This window comes from Klebsiella sp. MBT K-1 (assembly GCF_002556465.1).
Lineage (GTDB): Bacteria > Pseudomonadota > Gammaproteobacteria > Enterobacterales > Enterobacteriaceae > Klebsiella > Klebsiella grimontii.
This window is the reverse complement of sequence record NZ_PDEL01000006.1, coordinates 96,123-116,025: the sequence shown is the minus strand read 5'-3', so window position 1 is coordinate 116,025 and position 19,903 is coordinate 96,123. Positions and strand designations below refer to the sequence as shown.

18 protein-coding genes and 1 pseudogene are annotated in these 19,903 nt (G+C 62.4%); 9 read left to right on the top strand and 10 right to left on the bottom strand.

Translation table 11 applies throughout. The features are described from left to right. Positions 1–36: 36 nt before the first annotated feature. The gene (gene hpxU / locus CMQ96_RS10370) at positions 37–876 is read right to left on the bottom strand and encodes a MurR/RpiR family transcriptional regulator HpxU (RefSeq protein ID WP_004849708.1); all 840 of its coding nucleotides are present in this window, start codon (positions 874–876) and stop codon (positions 37–39) included. A gap of 168 nt (positions 877–1,044) precedes the next feature. On the opposite strand from hpxU, the gene hpxW reads away from it, so the two are divergent. From hpxW to hpxZ, 4 genes are read left to right on the top strand one after another with little or no spacing between them, the layout of a single operon-like run. After that, positions 1,045–2,628, top strand: a complete 1,584-nt coding sequence (gene hpxW / locus CMQ96_RS10365) for an oxamate amidohydrolase (RefSeq protein ID WP_098066780.1) — start codon at positions 1,045–1,047, stop codon at positions 2,626–2,628. A 9-nt stretch (positions 2,629–2,637) separates the two neighbouring features. Next, a complete protein-coding gene (gene hpxX, locus CMQ96_RS10360) occupies positions 2,638–2,826 on the top strand; it encodes an oxalurate catabolism protein HpxX (protein WP_004871419.1) in 189 nt (62 codons plus the stop codon). After that, positions 2,823–4,220 (top strand): AtzE family amidohydrolase, encoded by a 1,398-nt coding sequence (locus tag CMQ96_RS10355; protein WP_098066778.1) that lies wholly within the window; start codon positions 2,823–2,825, stop codon positions 4,218–4,220. Before hpxX ends, CMQ96_RS10355 begins: the two co-directional genes overlap by 4 nt. Further along, the gene (gene hpxZ / locus CMQ96_RS10350) at positions 4,217–4,603 is read left to right on the top strand and encodes an oxalurate catabolism protein HpxZ (RefSeq protein WP_098066776.1); all 387 of its coding nucleotides are present in this window, start codon (positions 4,217–4,219) and stop codon (positions 4,601–4,603) included. Before CMQ96_RS10355 ends, hpxZ begins: the two co-directional genes overlap by 4 nt. Before the next feature lie 227 nt (positions 4,604–4,830). Here hpxZ and puuE read toward each other — a convergent pair whose 3' ends face one another. The 3 genes and pseudogenes from puuE to CMQ96_RS10335 all read right to left on the bottom strand — a co-directional run bounded on the left by puuE (position 4,831) and on the right by CMQ96_RS10335 (position 7,238). Next, entirely contained in the window at positions 4,831–5,763 is a 933-nt protein-coding gene (gene puuE / locus CMQ96_RS10345) for an allantoinase PuuE (protein WP_082237335.1), read from the bottom strand. Between the two features lie 34 nt (positions 5,764–5,797). After that, positions 5,798–6,522: pseudogene (hpxA, locus tag CMQ96_RS10340) on the bottom strand (allantoin racemase); the annotation flags it as partial. Next, on the bottom strand, positions 6,522–7,238 hold the full coding sequence (locus CMQ96_RS10335; protein ID WP_004871433.1) for a GntR family transcriptional regulator: 717 nt from the start codon (positions 7,236–7,238) through the stop codon (positions 6,522–6,524). The pseudogene hpxA and the gene CMQ96_RS10335, both read right to left, overlap by 1 nt. A gap of 143 nt (positions 7,239–7,381) precedes the next feature. On the opposite strand from CMQ96_RS10335, the gene CMQ96_RS10330 reads away from it, so the two are divergent. Next, positions 7,382–8,869 carry an NCS1 family nucleobase:cation symporter-1 gene (locus tag CMQ96_RS10330; RefSeq protein WP_004871435.1) on the top strand — a complete coding sequence of 496 codons (1,488 nt, stop codon included), beginning with the start codon at positions 7,382–7,384 and terminating at the stop codon, positions 8,867–8,869. 109 nt (positions 8,870–8,978) lie between these two features. Then, a complete protein-coding gene (guaD, locus tag CMQ96_RS10325; RefSeq protein ID WP_064342440.1) occupies positions 8,979–10,298 on the top strand; it encodes a guanine deaminase in 1,320 nt (439 codons plus the stop codon). Positions 10,299–10,339: 41 nt separating this feature from the next. Here guaD and uraH read toward each other — a convergent pair whose 3' ends face one another. From uraH to CMQ96_RS10310, 3 genes are read right to left on the bottom strand one after another with little or no spacing between them, the layout of a single operon-like run. Continuing rightward, positions 10,340–10,666 (bottom strand): hydroxyisourate hydrolase, encoded by a 327-nt coding sequence (gene uraH, locus CMQ96_RS10320; RefSeq protein WP_004871437.1) that lies wholly within the window; start codon positions 10,664–10,666, stop codon positions 10,340–10,342. Next, positions 10,663–11,163: a 2-oxo-4-hydroxy-4-carboxy-5-ureidoimidazoline decarboxylase gene (gene uraD / locus CMQ96_RS10315; RefSeq protein WP_024359601.1), complete on the bottom strand. Its 501-nt coding sequence runs from the start codon at positions 11,161–11,163 to the stop codon at positions 10,663–10,665. The genes uraH and uraD overlap by 4 nt, the downstream gene beginning before the upstream one ends. Continuing rightward, positions 11,141–12,523 (bottom strand): nucleobase:cation symporter-2 family protein, encoded by a 1,383-nt coding sequence (locus CMQ96_RS10310; RefSeq protein ID WP_098066772.1) that lies wholly within the window; start codon positions 12,521–12,523, stop codon positions 11,141–11,143. Before CMQ96_RS10310 ends, uraD begins: the two co-directional genes overlap by 23 nt. A gap of 346 nt (positions 12,524–12,869) precedes the next feature. Here CMQ96_RS10310 and hpxO point away from each other — a divergent pair, with 346 nt between their 5' ends. Further along, entirely contained in the window at positions 12,870–14,024 is a 1,155-nt protein-coding gene (gene hpxO, locus CMQ96_RS10305) for an FAD-dependent urate hydroxylase HpxO (RefSeq protein WP_004871444.1), read from the top strand. Positions 14,025–14,198: 174 nt separating this feature from the next. Here hpxO and hpxR read toward each other — a convergent pair whose 3' ends face one another. After that, positions 14,199–15,137: a LysR family hpxDE operon transcriptional regulator HpxR gene (hpxR, locus tag CMQ96_RS10300; protein ID WP_024359603.1), complete on the bottom strand. Its 939-nt coding sequence runs from the start codon at positions 15,135–15,137 to the stop codon at positions 14,199–14,201. A 125-nt stretch (positions 15,138–15,262) separates the two neighbouring features. Between hpxR and hpxD the strand changes: the two genes are divergently transcribed. After that, on the top strand, positions 15,263–16,300 hold the full coding sequence (gene hpxD, locus CMQ96_RS10295; protein WP_024359604.1) for a molybdenum cofactor-independent xanthine hydroxylase subunit HpxD: 1,038 nt from the start codon (positions 15,263–15,265) through the stop codon (positions 16,298–16,300). A 13-nt stretch (positions 16,301–16,313) separates the two neighbouring features. Continuing rightward, positions 16,314–17,282 (top strand): PDR/VanB family oxidoreductase, encoded by a 969-nt coding sequence (locus tag CMQ96_RS10290; RefSeq protein WP_064342437.1) that lies wholly within the window; start codon positions 16,314–16,316, stop codon positions 17,280–17,282. A 10-nt stretch (positions 17,283–17,292) separates the two neighbouring features. On the opposite strand, the gene CMQ96_RS10285 is transcribed toward CMQ96_RS10290, so the two are convergent. Beyond that, positions 17,293–18,321, bottom strand: a complete 1,029-nt coding sequence (locus CMQ96_RS10285) for an ABC transporter ATP-binding protein (RefSeq protein ID WP_064411176.1) — start codon at positions 18,319–18,321, stop codon at positions 17,293–17,295. Next, positions 18,322–19,896 carry an iron ABC transporter permease gene (locus CMQ96_RS10280; protein WP_064411177.1) on the bottom strand — a complete coding sequence of 525 codons (1,575 nt, stop codon included), beginning with the start codon at positions 19,894–19,896 and terminating at the stop codon, positions 18,322–18,324. Between the last annotated feature and the right edge of the window lie 7 nt (positions 19,897–19,903).

Here is a 19,903-nt window from a genome sequence, read left to right as displayed (position 1 = left end):
CACCAAAATCATGCAAGGCACCACGCTGGCGCCCCATTATCGTTGTTCCAGCTCGTCCAGCTGCTGATAGAGGGTGGCAATATCGTGAATACGCGGGCGGCCTTTATCGAGAATTTCGTGCAGAAACGCGTTCGACAGTAGATTGATCAGGCTATTGACCGACGCGTAGCTATCGTAGGCCGATACGCTATCCAGCGGCGCGCAAAGCCGCCAGCGCGCCAGCGGAAACAGGCCGTGGGCCTGCGGCTCGCACATCAGCAGCGCCGGAATACCGCTGCTCTGTAGCTGCTGCAGCAGCGGGCGAATAATGCGCGGGCGGCGGCGAAACGCCATCACCACCACCAGATCGTCCGCGGTTAAATCCACCAGCTCCTCGCTTAAGCTTTGTCCCGGCTGCGGCAGCACCAGCACCTGCCCGCGCGCCTGAAGAAGCTGCTGGCGCAGATGCAGCGCCGCCGGATAAGCATTGCGCATGCCGATAATCACAATACGCCGGGCGCTTACCAGCGCCTGAATCGCCTCGGCGAACTGCTGGACATCAAGGGCGTTAACCCACTGGGTCAGGTTGGCCATCTCCTGTTTATAGTGGCGCGCCAGCAGCGTGTTGCCCTGCACCGCATCGCGATTATCGGTCAGCGGCATTCCGCTCTGGCGCAGGGTGCGCAGCTCATCGCGCATATCTTTATATTTCTCATAGCCCAGGCGCTTGAACAGACGGCTGACCGTGGCTTTCGATACCCCGCTAAGCTGCGCCAGCTCTGCGCTGTTGTAGCTAATCAGGTCATCAAAATGATCGAAAATAAAATCCGCCACCCGCTGTTCCTGCGGCGATAAAGACGGGTACTGCTCTTTTAGTCGTTCATCAAGCTGTTGCATAAGACCTCTGTAACTTTCGTTTCACCGCACTATACCGCTAACGCCTTTCATAATGCATGCCAGTTCGGCAAAAAACGCCCATCGCCAGCAGCGATTGAAACTTTGCGTTCAGACATGGAACAGCTTTTGCAACCCTCTGGCGACGATTCGGTTAATTGAGGACACCCCATGCAAAGTCATGTTGCCGCCCACGGGATGGCGGTCGCGCCCCATCATCTGGCCAGCCAGAGCGCGCTGGCGGTTCTGCGCGAAGGCGGAAGCGCGATAGAAGCGATGGTCGCCGCCGCCGCCACCATCGCCGTGGTTTACCCGCATATGAACGGCCTCGGCGGCGATGGCTTCTGGCTTATCGTGCCGCCCGAAGGCGACCCCATCGCCATTGACGCCAGCGGCGCGGCGGGCTCGCTGGCGACGCCGCAGGCCTACGCCGGCCTGGCGCAGATCCCCCACCGGGGCCCGCAGGCGGCCCTCACCGTAGCGGGCACCGTCAGCGGCTGGGACGAAGCGCTGAAGGTTTCGCGCGAGTTAAGTGGAAGATCGCTGCCGCTGTCGCGGCTGCTGGAAGATGCCATCGGCTACGCCGCGAGCGGCATCCCGGTTACCGCCTCGCAGGCCAGCGCCACCGCCGGGAAATTCAGCGAACTGCGCGACCAGCCCGGCTTCGCCGAAACCTTTCTGGTGGACGGCCAGCCGCCGAAGGCCGGGAGCCGCTTTTTGCAGCCGGCGCTGGCGAACACTCTGCGCCGGTTAAGCGAGGAAGGATTGGACAGCTTCTATCGCGGGCCGCTGGCGGAGCATCTGGCCCGCGGTATGGGACAGTATGGACTGCCCGTGACCCTCAGCGATCTGCAGCAGCATCGCGCCCGCCGCCCGCTGCCGCTCAGGCTTGAGCATCAGCACGGGGAACTGTGGAACCTCGCGCCGCCGACCCAGGGGCTGGTTTCGCTGGCAATCCTCGGCATCACCGACCGGCTGGCGATGGCCGACGCCGACGATGCGATGACCGTCCACCGCATCGTTGAGGCGACCAAGCTGGCTTTCGGCCTGCGCGACGCGCATATCACCGATCCGCGCCACCTTGATGTCGATATCCAGAGCCTGCTGGCGGCGGCGGCGCTACAGCCGCTAGCGGATAACATCGACGACCAGCAGGCTGCCCCGTGGGGCGCGGGCAAAGGCCCTGGCGATACCGTATGGATGGGGGTTATCGATAAAAGCGGACTGGCGGTCTCCTTTATTCAAAGCCTTTATCACGAATTCGGCAGCGGCGTGGTGCTGCCGGAGAGCGGAATTGTCTGGCAGAACCGCGGGGCCTCTTTCAGCCTCGACCCGAGCCACCTGCTGGCGCTGGCGCCCGGCAAACAGCCGTTTCACACCCTCAACCCCGCCGCAGCAAGGCTGAACGATGGCCGGGTGATGGTGTACGGTTCGATGGGCGGCGACGGTCAGCCGCAAACCCAGGCCGCTATTTTCACCCGCTACGTGCTGCAAAACGCGCCGCTGCAGGAGAGCATCACCCGGCCGCGCTGGCTGCTGGGACGCACATGGGGGCAAACCTCCGACTCGCTCAAGCTCGAAGGCCGCTTCAGCGCCGAATGCGTTGCCCGCCTGCGTCAACTGGGGCATGACGTTGAAGTGCTAGCCGATTTCAGCGAAGCCATGGGCCACGCCGGGGCGATCGTTCGCCACCCCAACGGTCTGTTCGAGGGGGCCAGCGATCCGCGCAGCAACGGCTCCGCCGCCGGATATTAGGAGCTGATGATGAACACACCGCACAACGAATGGGACGCTTACCTCACGCAAATGGAACAGCTGTTGGCGCTGGAGCTGGACGATGCGCGGCGCGCAGAGCTCCGGGTGCAGTTTAGCCGCATTGCCGCCATGGCCGGGCCGCTGCTGGCCTTTCCCCTCGACGAGCGCGTCGAAATCGCCGGAGTTTATAAAGCATGAAGCTGCCTGAAATGACGATTCACGACATCCAGCGCGCGCTGGCCAGCGGCGAACTCAGCGCCAAAGAGATCGCCCGCCACACCCTGGAGAACATCGCGCGGGTTAACCCGCAGATCAACGCCTGGACCCACATCAGCGAAAAACGCATGCTCGCTGAGGCGGAAAATATCGATACCCTGCGGCGGGAAAAAAAGCCTCTGCCCGCGCTGGCAGGCGTTCCCTATGCGGTGAAAAATCTTTTCGATGTCGCCGGACACACGACCCTTGCCGGGGCGCAGCTGCTGGGCGATCGCCCCGCCGCCGTTGCCGATAGCTGGGCGGTGCGCCAGCTGCACAGCGCGGGCGCGCTGCTCTCCGGGATGCTGAATATGGATGCCTACGCCTACGGGTTTACCACCGAAAACAGCCATTACGGGGCGACGCGTAACCCGCACGATCTCTCGCGGATCGCCGGGGGTTCCTCGGGCGGGTCGGCGGCGGCGGTGGCCGCCGGGCTGGTGCATTTTTCGCTGGGGAGCGACACCAACGGCTCCATTCGCGTCCCGGCATCGCTGTGCGGGATCTTCGGCCTGAAGCCGACCTTTGGCCGCTTGTCGCGTTCCGGGAGCCATCCTTTCGTCGCCAGCCTCGACCATATCGGTCCGTTTGCCCGCTGCGTCAGCGACCTTTCCGCAGTTTACGATGCCCTGCAGGGCCGCGATCCGGGCGATGGTTTTCAGGCCGACAAGGCCAGCGAGCGCACGGCGAATCTGCTGTCGCGCGGTCTCGAAGGCCTGCGCTGCGCCACGCTCGGCGGTTATTTTACGACATGGTGCGATAACGACGCCCGCGCGGCCGTCGCTCGCGTCGCCGGGTCGCTGGCGGCGCATGAGGAGCTGATCTTCCCGGAGGCGGAGCTGGCCCGCTCGGCGGCGTTTATTATCAGCGCCGCCGAGGGCGGCAACCAGTACCTGCCCGCGCTGCGTAGCCAGGCCGAACGTTTTGAGCCGAACTCACGCGAGCGCCTGCTGGCGGGCGCGATGATCCCGTCGGCCTGGTATCTTCAGGCCCAGCGCTTCCGCCGCCACGCACAGCAGGCGTTTAAAGCCCTGTTCGCCCATGCGGATGTGCTTATCGCCCCGGCCACGCCGTGCAGCGCGACGCTCATCGGCGCGCAGAACATGGAGATCAACGGCCAGCCGCTGCCGATCCGCGCCAGTATGGGGATGCTGACTCAGCCCATCTCCTTCCTTGGCCTGCCGGTGGTCACCGTGCCGCTGCGCACGGCGAGCGGGCAGCCGATCGGCCTGCAGCTGATTGCCGCGCCTTTTAATGAACAAGCCTGTCTGCGGGTCGCGCGGGCGCTGGAAGAGACGGGCGTGACCGACGCCCGCCCGGTGGAGATAGCAGCATGATGACGCAAGAGCATATTAATCGCCCGCGGATCCTCGCCGAGGTGACGGCGGCGTTTTACCGCTATGAGGACGCGCTGGTGAGCAATAATATCGCGGTGCTGGATGAGCTGTTCTGGCACGATAAGCGCACGGTGCGGCTGGGGGCCGGGGAAAATCTCTACGGTATCGACGAAATCCGCGCCTTTCGCGCCGCCCGTCCCGCCGCCGGATTAGCGCGCGAGCTGCGGCACACCACCATCACCACCTTCGGCGAGGATTACGCGGTGTGCAGCACCGAATTCACCCGCGAAGGCAGCGAACGCATTGGCCGACAGCAGCAAACCTGGGTGCGCTTCCCCTTCGGCTGGCGCATCGTCGCCGCCCAGGTGAGTTTAATGAGTTAAGGGAATCCCCCGGGTTGCGCTGCGCTTACCCGGACTACGGGTCCATCGCCGTCTGCGGGCCGGTTGCCCGGACTGATGCGCAGCATCGCCTCCGGGAATATGTCAAATCTGAAATGCTCTGCGGTTTGCTTCCCCGGTGTCGCTTCCCTGCCCAGGCTACGGGTTAACTCGCGCCTGCAGGCCAGTAGCCCGGGTAAGCCGCTTGCGGCGCGACCCGGGGAACGACTTTACCCACCAAACGGATGAATCTCGCGCCAGTGGTCGGCGATCTGCTGACGGGTGCAGACCCAGACCCGGTCGTGCTGCTGCACATAATCGAGGAAACGCTGCAGCGCGCGAAAGCGGCCCGGACGCCCCAGCAGGCGGCAGTGCATACCGATGGACATCATCTTCGGCGCGGTGGCCCCCTCTTCATACAGCACATCAAAGCTGTCTTTCAGATAGGTGTAAAACTGCTCGGCGGTATTAAACCCCTGGGCGGTGGCGAAGCGCATATCGTTGGCATCGAGGGTATAAGGCACGATCAGGTGCGGCTTACGCGTCCCGTCGCCGCAGGTCACCTCGCTCCAGAACGGCAGGTCGTCGCCATAATAGTCGCTGTCGTAATCAAAACCGCCGTGCTCCACCACCAGCTGGCGAGTATTGGGGCTGTCGCGCCCGGTGTACCAGCCGGTGGGCGGCTTGCCAAACAGATCGGTTAACACCTGCACCGCTTTATGAAGATGCTCCCGCTCCTGCTCAATGGACATATTCTGGTAATGGATCCAGCGCCAGCCGTGGCTGACCACGTCATAGTTCGCCGACTTAATCGCCTCGACCACCTCGGGATGCCGCGCCAGCGCCATAGCAACGCCGAACACGGTCAGCGGCAGTCCCCGCTTGCTGAACTCATTATGGATGCGCCAGAAACCGGCCCGGCTGCCGTACTCATACAAGGAGTCCATCGACATATGCCGGTCAGGGTAGCTGGCGGCGCCGATAATATCGGACAGAAACTGTTCAGAACCGGCATCGCCGTGCAGCACGTGGTTTTCCGAGCCCTCTTCGTAGTTCAGCACAAACTGCACGGCGATGCGCGCGTTGTTCGGCCACCGCGCATGCGGCGGCTGTCCGCCGTAGCCGCGCAGGTCGCGCGGGTAATCGTCTGCCAAAAATGCCATCTGCCACCTCTTCATTTAAAACGGGGTTAATGCCTGAAATTTGCCGCTCAACGCCTTGTTTTCGGGAAGAGCTAAATCGCCGTGCTTGCTGGTCGACAGGCCTAACGCCACCAGCGACTCAACCATTTTGACCGCCGCGCTGACGCCGTCGATCACCGGCACGCGCAGCTCGCGGGTCAGCTCCTGGGCCAGCGTCGCCATCCCGCCGCAGCCCAGTACGATGGCCCCGCAGCCGTCCTCTTTTAGCGCCTGAATACAGCGCGCACGCACCTTCTCCTGCGCCACACCGCTGCCGTCCTCCAGCGCCAGCACCGGTAAATCAATGGCGTGCAGGGCTGCGCAGTGGTCATGAAAACCATACTGGTGCAGCAGATGACGGGCGATGATCAGGGTGCGCGGCAGCGTGGTCACGATGGAGAAACGGGTGGCCACCAGCGTCGCCATATGCATCGCCGCTTCGGCAATGCCCACCACCGGCCCCTGCGCCAGCTCGCGCGCCGCCAGCAGCCCGGGGTCGCCAAAACAGGCGATCACGTGCCCGTCTACCCCCTGTTGGCGACCGGCTTTGATCTGCTCCAGCACGCCCACGGCGGCGATGGCTTCATCAAAGTGGCCCTCTATCGATGGGACGCCTTCGCGGGGGCAGACCGCCAGAATCTCGGTTCCCGGCGCGGCGACCGCCCGCGCGGCGGCGCCGATGGTTTCCGTCATTGCCAGGCTGGTGTTGGGATTGATCACTTGTATACAAACAGCGGCCATTACGGCTCCTTATAACCGGCAAACAGCCGGGCAAAATCGGGCAGGGTCACGCCAGAACGCTCAAAGCAAAGGCTGGCGACAATATGTTCAAAATGGTGGCTTAACGCATCGCTCAGCGGCTGCAGCGCCTTGTCGCGCAGCAGCTGGACAAGCCGTTCGTGATCGTCGCAGCGGCAGCCCTGACGCCACGGCGATCCCCACGCCGCGATAACTAATGAAGAGCGCTGGCTCAGGCGGGTCACCATCTCGGTGAGCACCTGATTGCCGGAGATCGCCTGCAGCTGAATATGAAACTCGGCGGAGTAGCGGATCGCCGCCGGGCCGTCATAGCGTTCATGGGCCTGCTGCTCCTGACGGATAATGGCCTCCAGCGCCGCCAGATGCGGCGGCTGACAGCGGGCCAGCACATCCGGCAGGTTGGCGACCTCCAGCAGCGCGCGGGTGCGGAAGATCTCTTGCGCCTCTTCGACCGTCGGACTGGCGACCTGTGCACCACGTTTGGGCGTCAGGGCGACCATTTGCACAGTCGCGAGTCGTTGCAGCACCTTTCTGATCCCGGTGCGGCTTACGCCGAACACCTCCGCCAGCGCCTCCTCCGGCAGTTTGCTCCCCGGCGGCAGCTGATGCTCGACGATCGCGGTCATCAGCGCCTGATAGATGGATTCGTCTTTATCCTGCAGTTCTGGCGCGGCCTGCAGACGATGTTGGTTGCTCATTCACCACTCCGGTTTTACTTTTTGATATCGGATCGTATACATAAAATTTAATTATTGCATACAAAAATAACTACTTTGGCCTAAATCCTGCAACAGCCTCAGCAATCCATTTAAACGGGTGTTCATTTACAGGAGCAGGTTTCATGCCAAATCAACAAAATACACATCAGGTTAAGGCCGCTGATCCCCACGCTGGATACAGCCCACGGCTTTGCAATGAGGATCTGGCGCCGACGCGCGACCAGAACTGGAGCTGGTACAACATCTTTTCTTTCTGGATGTCGGACGTGCACAGCATGGGGGGCTACGTGGTGGCGGCGAGCTTCTTTACCCTTGGTCTGGCGAGCTGGCAGGTGCTGCTGTGCCTGCTGGTGGGGATTTGCATCGTTCAGCTGTGCGCCAACCTGGTGGCGAAGCCCAGCCAGATGGCGGGGGTGCCCTACGCGGTCATTTGTCGTCAGGCGTTTGGCGTCTTTGGGGCCAATATTCCGGCGGTGATCCGCGGGCTTATCGCCTTCGCATGGTACGGCATTCAGACCTATCTCGCCGCCAACGCGCTGATGCTGGTGCTGCTGAAGTTCTGGCCCTCGCTATCAACGCTCACCGCCTCCAGCTTCCTTGGCCTGTCGCATCTGGGCTGGCTCTGCTTCGCCACCATGTGGCTGCTGCAGGCGATGGTGTTCTGGCACGGAATGAACGCCATCAAGCGCTTTATTGATATCGCTGGCCCGGCGGTCTACGTGGTGATGCTGGCGCTGGCGGGCTGGATTGTATACAAGACCGGTTTTGACGGGATCTCCTTTACCCTCGCCAGTAAGTCTCTGAGCGCCGGGGAGCAGACATGGCAGATGATCACCGCCACCGCGCTGGTGGTCTCCTACTTCTCCGGCCCGCTGCTCAACTTTGGCGATTTCTCGCGCTACGGCAAAAGCATGGGCGAAATCCGCCGCGGCAACCGCTGGGGACTGCCGTTTAACTTCCTGCTGTTCTCCATCGTGACCGTGGTGATTGTCTCCGGAACGCAGTCGCTGTTTGGCCGCATGATCACCGACCCGATTGAGACCGTGAGCCGCGTGGGCAACGACCTGGCGGTCGCCATTGGCCTGTTGACCATGATCACCGCCACCATCGGGATTAATATCGTGGCCAACTTTGTCTCCCCGGCGTTCGATTTCTCTAACTGCTCGCCGCAGAAAATCAGCTTCCGCACCGGCGGGATGATTGCCGCCGTGGGGTCGATTCTGCTGACGCCGTGGAACCTGTTTAACTCGCCGGAGCTTATCCACTACACCCTTGATGTGCTGGGGGCGTTTATCGGCCCGCTGTTCGGCATCCTGATTGTGGATTTTTACATCATTAAGCGCGGTAAAGTTTCCGTCAACGACCTGTTTGACGACACGCCAAAAGGCCAGTACTGGTACCGCAACGGCTTTAACCCGAAAGCGATCGCCGCCCTGATACCCTCCGTCGCTATTGGCCTGGTCATCAGCTTTATTCCGGCCCTGCACGAAGTGGCCAACTTTAGCTGGTTTATTGGCGTCTTCCTGAGCGGCGCGGCCTACCGCTGGATTGCCCGCGACGAGCGCGTCGGCGCGACGGCCGGTTTCAGCGCCCTCGCCCAGAAAGAGTAACCCCGCATCCCCGCCGCGGCGTCACGTCGCGGCGGCTCTCCGCCTGCGCAAACTGGCATTAATCTTGCTCAATCAACCTATCCTTTCGCTAACCCACAGGGCAGCTATGATGTTTGACTACCATGCCGCAGTTCGCGGCGCATTTTTCGATATCGCCGCCGTTGCCGATAGCGCTGACGATATCGCCCGCCATGCGCGCTATCTGGAGGATGGCGTGCTGTTTCTTCGCGACGGACGCGTTCAGGCGCTGCTGCCATGGCAGGAGGGCGAACGGTACCTGCACCCGCAGAAGGGCTATCGCGACCTGCGCGGTAAGCTGCTGCTGCCGGGGTTTGTCGATGCCCACGTCCACTATCCGCAAACCGAGATGATTGGCGCATTTGGCGAGCAGCTGCTGGAGTGGCTCACCACCTATACCTTTCCGGTGGAGAGCCAGTTTGCCGATGCCGACTACGCCGCCGAGATCGCGCAATTTTTTGTCAACCAGCTGCTAAGCCACGGCACCACTACCGCGCTGGTTTTTTGTACGCTGCATCCGCAATCGGTCGATGCCCTGTTTAACGAAGCGCTGCGCCTGAATATGCGCCTGCTCGCCGGGAAAGTGATGATGGATCGCCACGCGCCGGACTACCTGAGCGAAAGCGCGGAGCAGAGCTACCGGCAAACCCGCGAGCTGATTGAACGCTGGCACCAGCGCGGCCGTCTCGGCTACGCCATTACGCCGCGCTTTGCGCCGACCTCGACGCCAGAGCTGCTGGCGGCGGTGCGGCAGCTGCGGGAAGAGTTTCCCGATACCTGGCTGCATACCCACCTGAGCGAAAACCTCAACGAAGTGGCGTGGGTAAAAAGCCTGTGGCCGGAGCATGAGCACTATCTCGACGTCTACCATCATTATCGGTTAACCGGCGAGCGCAGCGTGTTTGCCCACGGCATTCACCTGGCGGACGCCGAGTGGCAGTGCCTGCACGAGACCGGTTCAGCGCTGGCCTTTTGCCCGACGTCGAACCTGTTCCTCGGCAGCGGGCTGTTTCGTTTACCGGTCTGCTGGCAGAACAAGGTGCGGATGGGCATCGGTAGCGATGTTGGCGCGGGCACTACGTTCAGTATGCTGCGCACCCTCGGCGAGGCGTATAAGGTCAGCCAGCTGCAAAGCTATCGCCTGCGCGCCAGCGAAGCCTTCTACCATGCGACCCTCGGCGGCGCGCGCGCCCTGCGCCTTGATGAGAAGATTGGCAATTTCCAGCCCGGCAAAGAGGCCGATTTTGTGGTTATCGACCCGGCGGTCACGCCGCTGCAGCGCTTACGCAGCGGGCGCTGCAAAGATATCTATGAGCAGCTGTTCGTGCTGATGACCCTGGGCGATGAACGCAATATTAGCGAGACGTGGGTAAACGGCGAGCGCGTATGGGGAGATGCGGCTGCGCAGTAGTCCCTTTCCCGGAGGCGCGCAGCGCCGCCTCCGGGGGACATTTAGCTGCCGCGATAGGTGGACCAGCCGCCGGGGGCAATTAAAAACGGTAAATGATAGTGCCCGCCAGCCGCTTCGCGGATGGCGAAATCAATCTGCGCGCTCAGGTAGAGCGTCTCGCGCCCGCTGGCGGTAAACCACTCGCCGATTTCCGCGCTCAACCGGTAATGCCCCGGCGCCAGCGGCCCGGCGCCGAGTTCGCCAATACGGCCGTTCTCATCGGTGGCCCCGCGGGCAATCAGCGCGCCTTCGCGCTCCAGCACAACCTTCACGCCCTGCGCCGGTCGGCCGGTAGAGATATCCAGAATATGGGTGCTTAAGGTACTCATTCGCCAATTGCTCCTTCCAGTCTTAATAAGGTGATTTCGCGCAGCTGCGCCAACGCGTCCTGAACTTCTGCGCGCTCGCTGTTTTGCAGGCGACGCGACAGCGCCGCTAAGATTTCATCCCCGCTGCGCCCTTTCGCGCGAATCAAAAAAACCCGGCCAAATCGCGCTTCGTAGCGGGCGTTGCCCGCTTTCAGCGCCTGCGCCAGCGCAGCATCGCGCTCATCAACGCTTCCCTGCTCCTGACGCGAGAGCGCCGCGTGCGCCTGAGACCCGGCGGGCTTTTCGCCAATACGCGGATGGGCGCTTAGCGCCTCGGCCAGCTCCGCTTCGCCCCACGCCGCCATCAGCCGCTGCGCGGCGTTGAGCAAATCAGCGCGGCTGCGCCAGGGCCGGCCGGCGGCGAGCGCCGCTGCCCAACCAGGAACGGCAACGCAGGGCGCCAGCAGGGAAACGGCCTCTTCGCCGCTCAGCTGGTTAAAGTGATTCAGCGCGATCATCGGTGCTCCTTGTGGCCGCCGCCGCGGCCGGTTTCTCTTCCGGGATAATCAGATTCAGGACAATCGCCACCAGCCCGCCGCTGGTCGCCGCGGAGCCGAACAGGTTACCCACGATCGGCGGGAAGTGGGTCAGAAACGCCGGGACCGCCTCAATGCCGAGACCAAAACCAAAGGCCAGGCCAACGATCAGCATATCGCGGCGGGTCAGCGGTTTCTGGGTGATAATGCGGATCCCCGCCGCCACGACGCAGCCAAACATCACCATCGTCGCGCCGCCCAGCACCGGCGCCGGAATCTGGCGCAGTATCTCGCCGAACGGCGGAAACAGGCCCAGCAGAATCAAAATCACCCCAATGTAGCGGCCAACGTAGCGGCTGGCGACGCCGGTCATCTGAATCACGCCGTTGTTTTGCGCAAAGGTGGTATTGGGGAACGCGCACAGCATCGCCGCCGCCATGCAGCTTATGCCATCGGCAAGAATGCCGCCTTTCAGCCGCGAACGGAAGGCCTCGTCATCTATTGACTGCTGAGAGATCAGGCAGTTAGCCGTCAGATCGCCTACCGCCTCAAGAATGCAGACCAGCGACACCAGCGCAATCGGCAGAAAAATCGCGCTGTTAAACTGAAAACCAAACGGAAACAGCTGCGGCAAGCGGAACCAGACATCGCCGACGCCTTTAAGCTGGAACGATCCGCTCAGCGCCGCCGCCGCGCAGCCGACGGCAATCCCCACCACCACCGAAGAGAGGCGCAGCCAGCGGTTTTTCGCACAGCTCAGCAGGACGATGGTCCCCAGCGTACCCGCGCCGAGGGCGATATTGCTCATGCTGGCAAACGCTTTCGCCTGCTCGCCGCCGCACCAGTTAATGACGCTGACTTTAATCAGGCTAATGCCGATCAGCGCAATCACGCTGCCGGTAATCACCGGGGTAAAAATACGCTTCAGCGGTTCAATAAAGCGGCTGACGAGACAGGGCACCAGCGCGGCGACGAAGTTGACGCCAAACAGCATGGCCATAATATCCTGCGGCGTGCCGCCCTGCCCTTTTACCCACATACCGCCGGCAATGGCGACGCCGAGGAACGCAAAGCTGGTGCCCTGCATACAGATCATGCCCGCGCCGATTCCCCAAACGCGGTTGGATTGCAAAAAGGTACCGATGCCTGAGGCCAGCAGGGACATGCTGATTAAATAGGGCAGCCACTCTCCCAGCCCCAGCGCCGCGCCGATAATCAGCGGCGGCGTGATGATGCCCACCAGCCCGGCGAGTACGTGCTGTAAAGCGCTAAAAAATGCCGGGAGCGGCGGGATCCGCTGCTCGAGGCCGTACAGTAAGCCGCCGTTTTTTTCATCTGACATGGTCGTTTCATCCCGTTGCGAATAAGCGTGCGGGAACGGGTGCACAAAACAGGCCAAATTCGCTCACACTTGCGCAACATTTAATTTTTCCTCAATTTTACAAAGAGATAAATCATCTTCCTGGTTAACCCCTGTGCGCCTGCGCGGGCCGCCGCGGTGAAACTTTAGATTCTCGATTCCTAATATAGAAATTATTGATTCATAAAAAGGCAACAAAACCCCCATCACGCACCACGATTGTGCAACCGCACGATGGCGGGGAGGCCGAATCGGCGAAATCCGCGCCTGCGTCAAAGTGGTACGCAAATTGCTCAAGCCAATCACGACGTATGTAAAGGAGAAGCAAATGAAAGCATTAGTTATCGGCGGCGGCATCGGCGGCCTGAGCGCGGCGGTAGGGTTAAAAAATGCAGGTATCCATTGCGAAGTCTTTGAAGCGGTGAAAGAAATCAAACCGGTGGGCGCGGCCATCTCCATCTGGCCTAACGGCGTGAAGTGCATGAAGCATTTAGGTATGGGCGATATTATCGAGAGCTACGGCGGCCCGATGCATTTTCTCGCTTATAAGGATTATCTGCGCGGGGAGGACCTGACCCAGTTCAGCCTCGCTCCGCTGGTAGAGCGTACCGGCGGCCGCCCCTGTCCGGTTTCCCGCGCTGAACTGCAGCGCGAGATGCTCGACTTCTGGGGACGCGACGCCGTGCAGTTTGGTAAACGCGTCACCCGCTGCGAAGAACACGCCGACGGCGTTCGCGTCTGGTTTACCGACGGGTCGATGGCGGAGGGAGATTTTCTGATTGCCGCCGACGGTAGCCATTCCGCGCTGCGCCCGTACGTGCTCGGCTATACCCCTGAGCGCCGCTACGCGGGTTACGTTAACTGGAACGGTCTGGTGGAGATTGATGAGGCGATTGCGCCGGGCAACCAGTGGACCACTTTCGTCGGCGAGGGGAAACGGGTGTCGCTGATGCCGGTCTCCGATGGCCGGTTTTACTTTTTCTTTGATGTTCCGCTGCCGGCGGGGCTGGCCGAGGATCGCAGCACGCTACGGGCGGATCTCAGCCGCTACTTTAGCGGCTGGGCGCCGCAGGTGCAGAAGCTGATCGCCGCCCTCGATCCCCAGACCACCAACCGCATTGAAATCCATGATATTGAACCGTTTGAGCGGCTGGTTCGCGGCAAGGTGGCGCTGCTGGGCGATGCCGGGCACAGCACCACGCCGGATATCGGCCAGGGCGGCTGCGCGGCGCTGGAGGATGCGGTGGTGCTGGGGGATCTGTTCCGCGAGAGCCGCGATATCGCCGGGGTGTTGCGCCAGTACGAAGCGCAGCGCTGCGATCGGGTCCGCGACCTGGTGCTGAAGGCGCGAAAACGTTGCGACGTGACCCATGGTAAAGATATGGCGCTGACGCAAGCCTGGTATCAGGAGCTGGAAACCGAGACCGGAGAGCGGATTATCAACGGCCTGTGCGAAACCATTCAGGGCGGCCCGCTGGGGTAAAAATATTGGCATCAGCGCCCTTCCCGGCTCGCGGCGTAAACGCCTTAGCCGGGCTACCGACCCGCAGACGCGGGTGAACCCGTAGCCCGGTCAGCGCAGCGCCGCCGGGGAAGCAAACCGCAGAATATTTCAGGCCGGGGACATTCACGCAGGCGGCGAGATGCGCCTCTCCGGCTACCGGATCGCAGACGCGGGTGAACCCGCTGCCCCGGCCTGCATCTCCTCCATCACGGCGGTCAGCTTCTGGATCGCCATCTGCGCCGGGCGGGAGAGCTGGCGCGACGGCGCGGTGCACAGGGCCAGGGTGAGCGGACGCAGCAGCTTGTTGCGTAGCGGGACAAACGCCAGCTGCCCGAGCTTCACCTCTTCCAGCACGTCCAGACGGCTGAGAATCGTCACGCCGCCGCCTTTCAGCACCAGCGATTTGATCAGCCGGATATCGTTACAGCTAATACTGTTGGCCGGAGAAAAATCATAATGGCGATAAAGCATCGCGACCCGATCATGGACGATCAGCGGCGCGCCGGGAACAATATGCCGCTCCTCGCTGAGCTCGCCTGGCGACAGCATCACGGCCTGCGCCTGAGGATGATCCGGGCGCATTACCGCGCCCATCTCCAGCTCAGCAAAGGCCAGCACGCTCAGCCCCGCCTGGCCTTCAGGATCCAGAATCAGGCCGAAATCGAGATCCGCCTGCCGCACCTTCTGGCTGATGGTATGGCTATCCGCCACCTGCAGATTCAGCTCCAGCCACTGCCAGCTGGCGATAATGTCCGCCAGCGCGGCGGCAAAGCTCCCTTCCGCCAGCGCCTGCACCATGCCAAGGCTGACGCTGCCGCGCTTCAGCCCCTGCAGCTCATCAAACTTTTGCCGCGTCAGATGAAACTCCTTTTGCCAGCGCAGCAGATTGTCATACAGCAGCTCCCCGGCAGTAGTCATACGCAGCCCTTCCGGCAGGCGCTCAAACAGCGGCGTGCCGAAGGCCTCTTCCGCCTGCAAAATTTGCCGGTTGATGGCCGAAGCGGAAATATGCAGCTTTTCCGCCGCCCGCCGCAGGCTGCCGCTGCGGGCCACTTCGGCAAAATAGATAGCGAAACGTGAAAATGGGCTCATCGGCGACCTGTTCTCTTTTTTGCAACGGCTGGGTGAATTCTTGCTGATGGATGTCAACACCCTAATATGGCAACAATAAACTCACAACAATTAAACAAATGTTTTTGTGAGCAGGAAGAGAAGCCATGAACAAACCACAACCCACCCCGCCCGCCCATTGCACCTTTGAGCCCGAGGACTGGCTGCGCCTGGCGAAATGCTGGCATCCGGTCGCGCGCGCCTGCGATATCGGCCCCGCGCCGGTAAAAGCCACCCTGCTTGATGAACAGCTGGTTATCTATCGTATCAAGGGCCAGGTGGTGGTCGCTCGCGACGTCTGTCCCCACCGCGGCGTGCCGCTGACGCTCGGTTTTCACGACGAAGAAGGGATCGTCTGCCCGTACCACGGCCTGCGCTTCGGCGAAGATGGCCGCTGTAACCGTATCCCGTCCAGCCCCGACCAGCCGGTACCGGCGAAGCTCAACCTCACCAGCTTTGCGGTTGAAGAACGCTATGGTCTGATCTGGACCTGCCTGGCCTTCGACCCGGAGAACCCGATGCCGCTGCCGGTGATGCCGCACTGGCACGACGACGGCTTTCAGCAAATCAACTGCCCGGCCTTTGAGGTTAACGGCTTTGCGGGCCGCCAGGTCGAGGGCTTTCTGGACGTCGCCCATTTCGCCTGGATCCACACCGATACCTTCGCCGACCCGGATAACCAGGTGGTGCCGAACTACAATCCGCAGGAGACGGCGTTTGGTTTTATCGCCGATTACTGGAGTTCGGTCGGCAACTATCCCGCCAGCTCCGAGTTTCGCGCGCCGGAAGGCTTCCAGTGGCTGCGCCATTTCGAGATGCATCTGCCGTTTACCGCAACCCTGACGATTCATTTTCCCGGCGAGGCCCGGCTGGTGATTATGAACGCCGCCTCGCCGGTTTCCTCGCGGATCACCCGCATGTTCGCGCCCATCGCGCGTAATTTCGATCTGCACGTGCCGGTAGAGGATGTTCACGCCTTTAACCTGCGCGTCTTTGAGGAAGATCGCCTGATGGTGGAGACCCAGCGCCCGGAGAGACTGCCGCTGGATTTAACGCTCGAAGCGCATATCCCCGCCGATCGCAGCTCCATCGCCTATCGCCGCGGGCTGAAAAAAATGGGCTTCGGCGACTTTTTCCTCGTTTAAGCGGAGAGCCATTATGAGCGATGTAATAGAGGTTATCGTTGACGGTATCTGGCGCCAGGGCAGCCAGAGCCTCGCCGTCAGGCTGGTGGCGCAGAACGGCCAACCGCTCCCCGCCTGGCAGCCCGGCGCGCATATTGATGTGCATCTGCCGTGCGGCCTTATCCGCCAATATTCGCTGACCGGCCCGGACGGCCCTGACGACGGCTACCTGATCTGCGTGGCGCTGGAGAAAGCGTCACGCGGCGGCTCGCGCTATATCCATCAGCAGCTGCGCCCCGGCCAGACGCTGTTGATTTCTCCCCCGCGCAATCTGTTTCCTTTACGCACAGCGGAGCGGGTGACGCTGCTGGCGGCTGGGATCGGCATTACGCCGCTGTACGCGATGGCGCTCAGGCTTAAGGCGGAAGGCGTGCCGTTTACCCTGCACTATTACCTGAAAAACCGCGCGCAGGGGGCGTTTGTCCGCGAACTGCAGCGGCGGTTCAGCGCCGAAAGCGTGGTGATTCACTGCTCTTGCGAAGGAGACAGCGCCCGGCAACATTTAGCCGCCGCGCTGAACAATACGCATACCGGATATCCGATTTATCTCTGCGGGCCGGAGGGATTTATGACCGCCGCGCGTCGGGCCGCCATGGAACGGGGCTGGGCGGAAACGCTGATCCATAGCGAAGCCTTTCAGCCCATCGCTATACCCGCCGGCGCTGAGGAGGGAGAAACCTTTAGCGTGACGCTGGCGTCCTCGGGAGAGCGGTGGCCGGTGCCCCCGCATAAAACTATCGCCCAGGTGCTCCAGGAAAACGGCGTCGCCGTCCCGCTCTCCTGCGAGATGGGGATTTGCGGCGCCTGCCTGACGCCGGTTATCGAGGGGGTTGTCGACCATCGCGACACCGTACAGTCGGAGGCGGAGAAATCCGCCAGCGCGCAGCAGATCGCCCTGTGCTGCTCGCGCAGCCGGTCGGCGAATCTGTGCATTGATTTATAGACCGGCGCCGCTAGCGGGCGAAAACCCGCGCCTCGCCCACCACCTCAATGCGTACCGCCGCCCCCGGCCGCCATAACGGCTGGCTGACGGTTTTGACGATCAGGGGCTCTTTCTGGCCGGGCATCGCCAGAGTTAACGTCGAGAGATGGCCGCTAAAGTCCACATCGCGTACGGTAAGCGGTTGTCCATCCGCCGGACAGGGAGAGATAACCAGCTGCTCGGGGCGCAGCATCACCCTTCCCTGGCCGACGGCCTGCGGATTGTCGGTTAAGAGTTCGCCTATCGCGCAGCGCGCGCGGCCGCCGCGCAGCTCGGCGGGCAGCACCAGCGCATCGCCGAGAAAAAGCGCGGTCTCTTCATCAACCGGGTGACTGTAGACCTCATACGGCGTACCAACCTGGGCAAAACGCCCCTGACGCATCACCGCGACCTGGCTGGCAAAGGAGAGCGCTTCATTCTGATCGTGGGTGACCAGAATCGACGCGACGCCGGCCTGCGCCAGTAAATCGGCGGTGGCTTTACGCGTAGCCGCGCGCAGTCCGGTATCAAGGGCGGAAAAAGGTTCATCCAGCAGCATCAGCGCGGGCCGCTGTGCCAGCGCGCGCGCCAGGGCTACGCGCTGCTGCTGACCGCCGGAAATTTCGTGCGGCCAGTGGTTCGCCAGTTGGCTGTCCAGCGAGACCCTCTCCATCAGCGCCGCTACCTGCTGGGATTTCTCCTGGCGACTGCCATCGAGCCCCCAGGCGATATTGTCCGCGACGTTCAGATGGGGGAACAGCGCGCCCTCCTGCGGCACGTAGCCCACCCCGCGCAGGTGGGCGGGAATAAATGTCCCCTGCGCAAACAGCGTGCGCCCCTGCATGACAATCCGCCCGCTATCCGGCGTTTCGAAACCCGCGAGGATCCGCAGCAGCGTGGTTTTACCGGAGCCGGAGGGGCCAACGATCGCCGTACGGCTGCCTGCGGCCACCGTCAGATTGAGGTTTTCGAGCACCCGCGTACCGGCAAAAGATTTTGAGATTGAGGAGAGTTCGAGCATTTACAGGCCTGCGATTTTTTTCGACTGAATATAGAGAATGCCGGTCAGCGGCAGCGAAAGCAGAATCATCAGCATCGCGTAAGGGGCGGCGGCGACATAATCAATTTCGCTGGTCAGCGCCCAGAAGCCGGTCGACAGCGTGCGGGTGCCGAGTGGCGAGAGCAGCAGCGTGGCGGTCAATTCATTGGTGATGCCGAGAAACACCAGCGCCGCCCCCGCCGCCGCGCCCGGCGCCGCCAGCCGCATGGTGACGCTCCACAGCGCCCGGCCGGGGCTGCGGCCTAAACTGCGGGCGACGTTTTCCAGCTCGACGGGGGCCTGCGCGATCCCGGCCCGCAGGTTGACCAGCGCCCGGGGCATAAACATCAGCAGCCAGGCGAGCAGCAGCGTGACCTCGGTCTGATAGATGGGACGCGCATAGTGAATGGTGACCGTCACCAGCGCCAGCGCCGTTACGATGCCGGGCAGCGAGCTGGTCATGTAGTTACACCCCTCCAGCAGACGAAAAAAACGCTGCGGATAGCGAACGCCCAGCCAGGCGATGGGAATTGCGCAGGCGGTGGTGAGGAGCGCGCCCACCGCGCCGAGCAGCAGCGTTTGCCGCAGGGAGAGCCACAGGTCGGCGCTCATCCAGTTTTCCACGCCGCCCAGCCAGAGCCAACGGCAAAGCACCATCAGCGGAACGCCCAACGCCAGCATCACCAGCGTCAGCAGCGCGAGCTGAAGAGGGATCGCCGACAGCCGGCCCAGCGGCTGCCGCTGCTGTTCGCGCGCGGCGCCCGAACCGATGCGGGCATAGCGCGCCTTCCCCCTCGACGCCCCTTCCAGCAGCAAAATGGCCAGGCAGCAAAGCGCCAGCACCCCGCCCAGCATGTTCGCCGCCGGGCCGCTGAAGGTTGACTGGAACTGGTCATAGATGGCGGTGGTAAAGGTATCGAAACGGACCATCGCGAACAGGCCGAACTCCGCCAGCAGATGCAGCGCCACCAGCAGCGCGCCGCCGCATATCGCCAGCCTGAGCTGCGGCAAAACCACGCGGAAAAAGATCCGCCACGGCGGCGTACCCAATGAGGCGGCAACATCTTCCAGCGTCGGGTCCAGCCGCCGCAGAACGGCGGCAACCGGCATATAGATAAACGGGTAATAGGCCAGCAGCGAAAGAAACACCCCGGCAGACAGGCCGTGCATTGCCGGCACCGCGCTGACCCAGGCGTAGCTTTGCACAAAGGCCGGGATCGCCAGCGGCGCAACCGCCAGCACAGACCAGAGCCGCCGCCCCGCCAGCAGCGTGCGCTCCGTCAGCCAGGCCAGGCCAACGCCCAGCGCAATGCACAGCGGTACCGTCAGCGCGATAAGCCACAGGGTGTTGCTCAACAGCTCAGCGACGCGCGGACGAAAGACCAGCGCCCGGATTGTCTCCCAGCCGGTATCGACCCCCACGGCAATAACAAAACCCGGCGGCAAGAGCGCCAGCAGAGAAAACAGAACGGCTAACGCGATCATCGGAAAAGCAGGACGCCTGCGCTTGGGCAGGCGTTGGGCTTTTTTTCCGAGCGCGAAACTCAGAGAAGACATAGCGTAT

Excerpts from the sequence above, each read along its gene's own strand:
- CMQ96_RS10335 (WP_004871433.1), bottom strand. The coding sequence starts at position 7,238 with ATGAGCAACCAACATCGTCTGCAGGCCGCGCCAGAACTGCAGGATAAA.
- CMQ96_RS10290 (WP_064342437.1), top strand. The coding sequence starts at position 16,314 with ATGAGCGATGTAATAGAGGTTATCGTTGACGGTATCTGGCGCCAGGGC.
- uraD (WP_024359601.1), bottom strand. The coding sequence starts at position 11,163 with ATGATCGCGCTGAATCACTTTAACCAGCTGAGCGGCGAAGAGGCCGTT.
- CMQ96_RS10280 (WP_064411177.1), bottom strand. The coding sequence starts at position 19,896 with ATGTCTTCTCTGAGTTTCGCGCTCGGAAAAAAAGCCCAACGCCTGCCC.
- hpxO (WP_004871444.1), top strand. The coding sequence starts at position 12,870 with ATGAAAGCATTAGTTATCGGCGGCGGCATCGGCGGCCTGAGCGCGGCG.
- hpxU (WP_004849708.1), bottom strand. The coding sequence starts at position 876 with ATGCAACAGCTTGATGAACGACTAAAAGAGCAGTACCCGTCTTTATCG.
- CMQ96_RS10285 (WP_064411176.1), bottom strand. The coding sequence starts at position 18,321 with ATGCTCGAACTCTCCTCAATCTCAAAATCTTTTGCCGGTACGCGGGTG.
- CMQ96_RS10355 (WP_098066778.1), top strand. The coding sequence starts at position 2,823 with ATGAAGCTGCCTGAAATGACGATTCACGACATCCAGCGCGCGCTGGCC.
- CMQ96_RS10330 (WP_004871435.1), top strand. The coding sequence starts at position 7,382 with ATGCCAAATCAACAAAATACACATCAGGTTAAGGCCGCTGATCCCCAC.
- hpxD (WP_024359604.1), top strand. The coding sequence starts at position 15,263 with ATGAACAAACCACAACCCACCCCGCCCGCCCATTGCACCTTTGAGCCC.
- hpxR (WP_024359603.1), bottom strand. The coding sequence starts at position 15,137 with ATGAGCCCATTTTCACGTTTCGCTATCTATTTTGCCGAAGTGGCCCGC.
- hpxX (WP_004871419.1), top strand. The coding sequence starts at position 2,638 with ATGAACACACCGCACAACGAATGGGACGCTTACCTCACGCAAATGGAA.
- hpxW (WP_098066780.1), top strand. The coding sequence starts at position 1,045 with ATGCAAAGTCATGTTGCCGCCCACGGGATGGCGGTCGCGCCCCATCAT.
- uraH (WP_004871437.1), bottom strand. The coding sequence starts at position 10,666 with ATGAGTACCTTAAGCACCCATATTCTGGATATCTCTACCGGCCGACCG.
- hpxZ (WP_098066776.1), top strand. The coding sequence starts at position 4,217 with ATGATGACGCAAGAGCATATTAATCGCCCGCGGATCCTCGCCGAGGTG.
- puuE (WP_082237335.1), bottom strand. The coding sequence starts at position 5,763 with ATGGCATTTTTGGCAGACGATTACCCGCGCGACCTGCGCGGCTACGGC.
- CMQ96_RS10310 (WP_098066772.1), bottom strand. The coding sequence starts at position 12,523 with ATGTCAGATGAAAAAAACGGCGGCTTACTGTACGGCCTCGAGCAGCGG.
- guaD (WP_064342440.1), top strand. The coding sequence starts at position 8,979 with ATGTTTGACTACCATGCCGCAGTTCGCGGCGCATTTTTCGATATCGCC.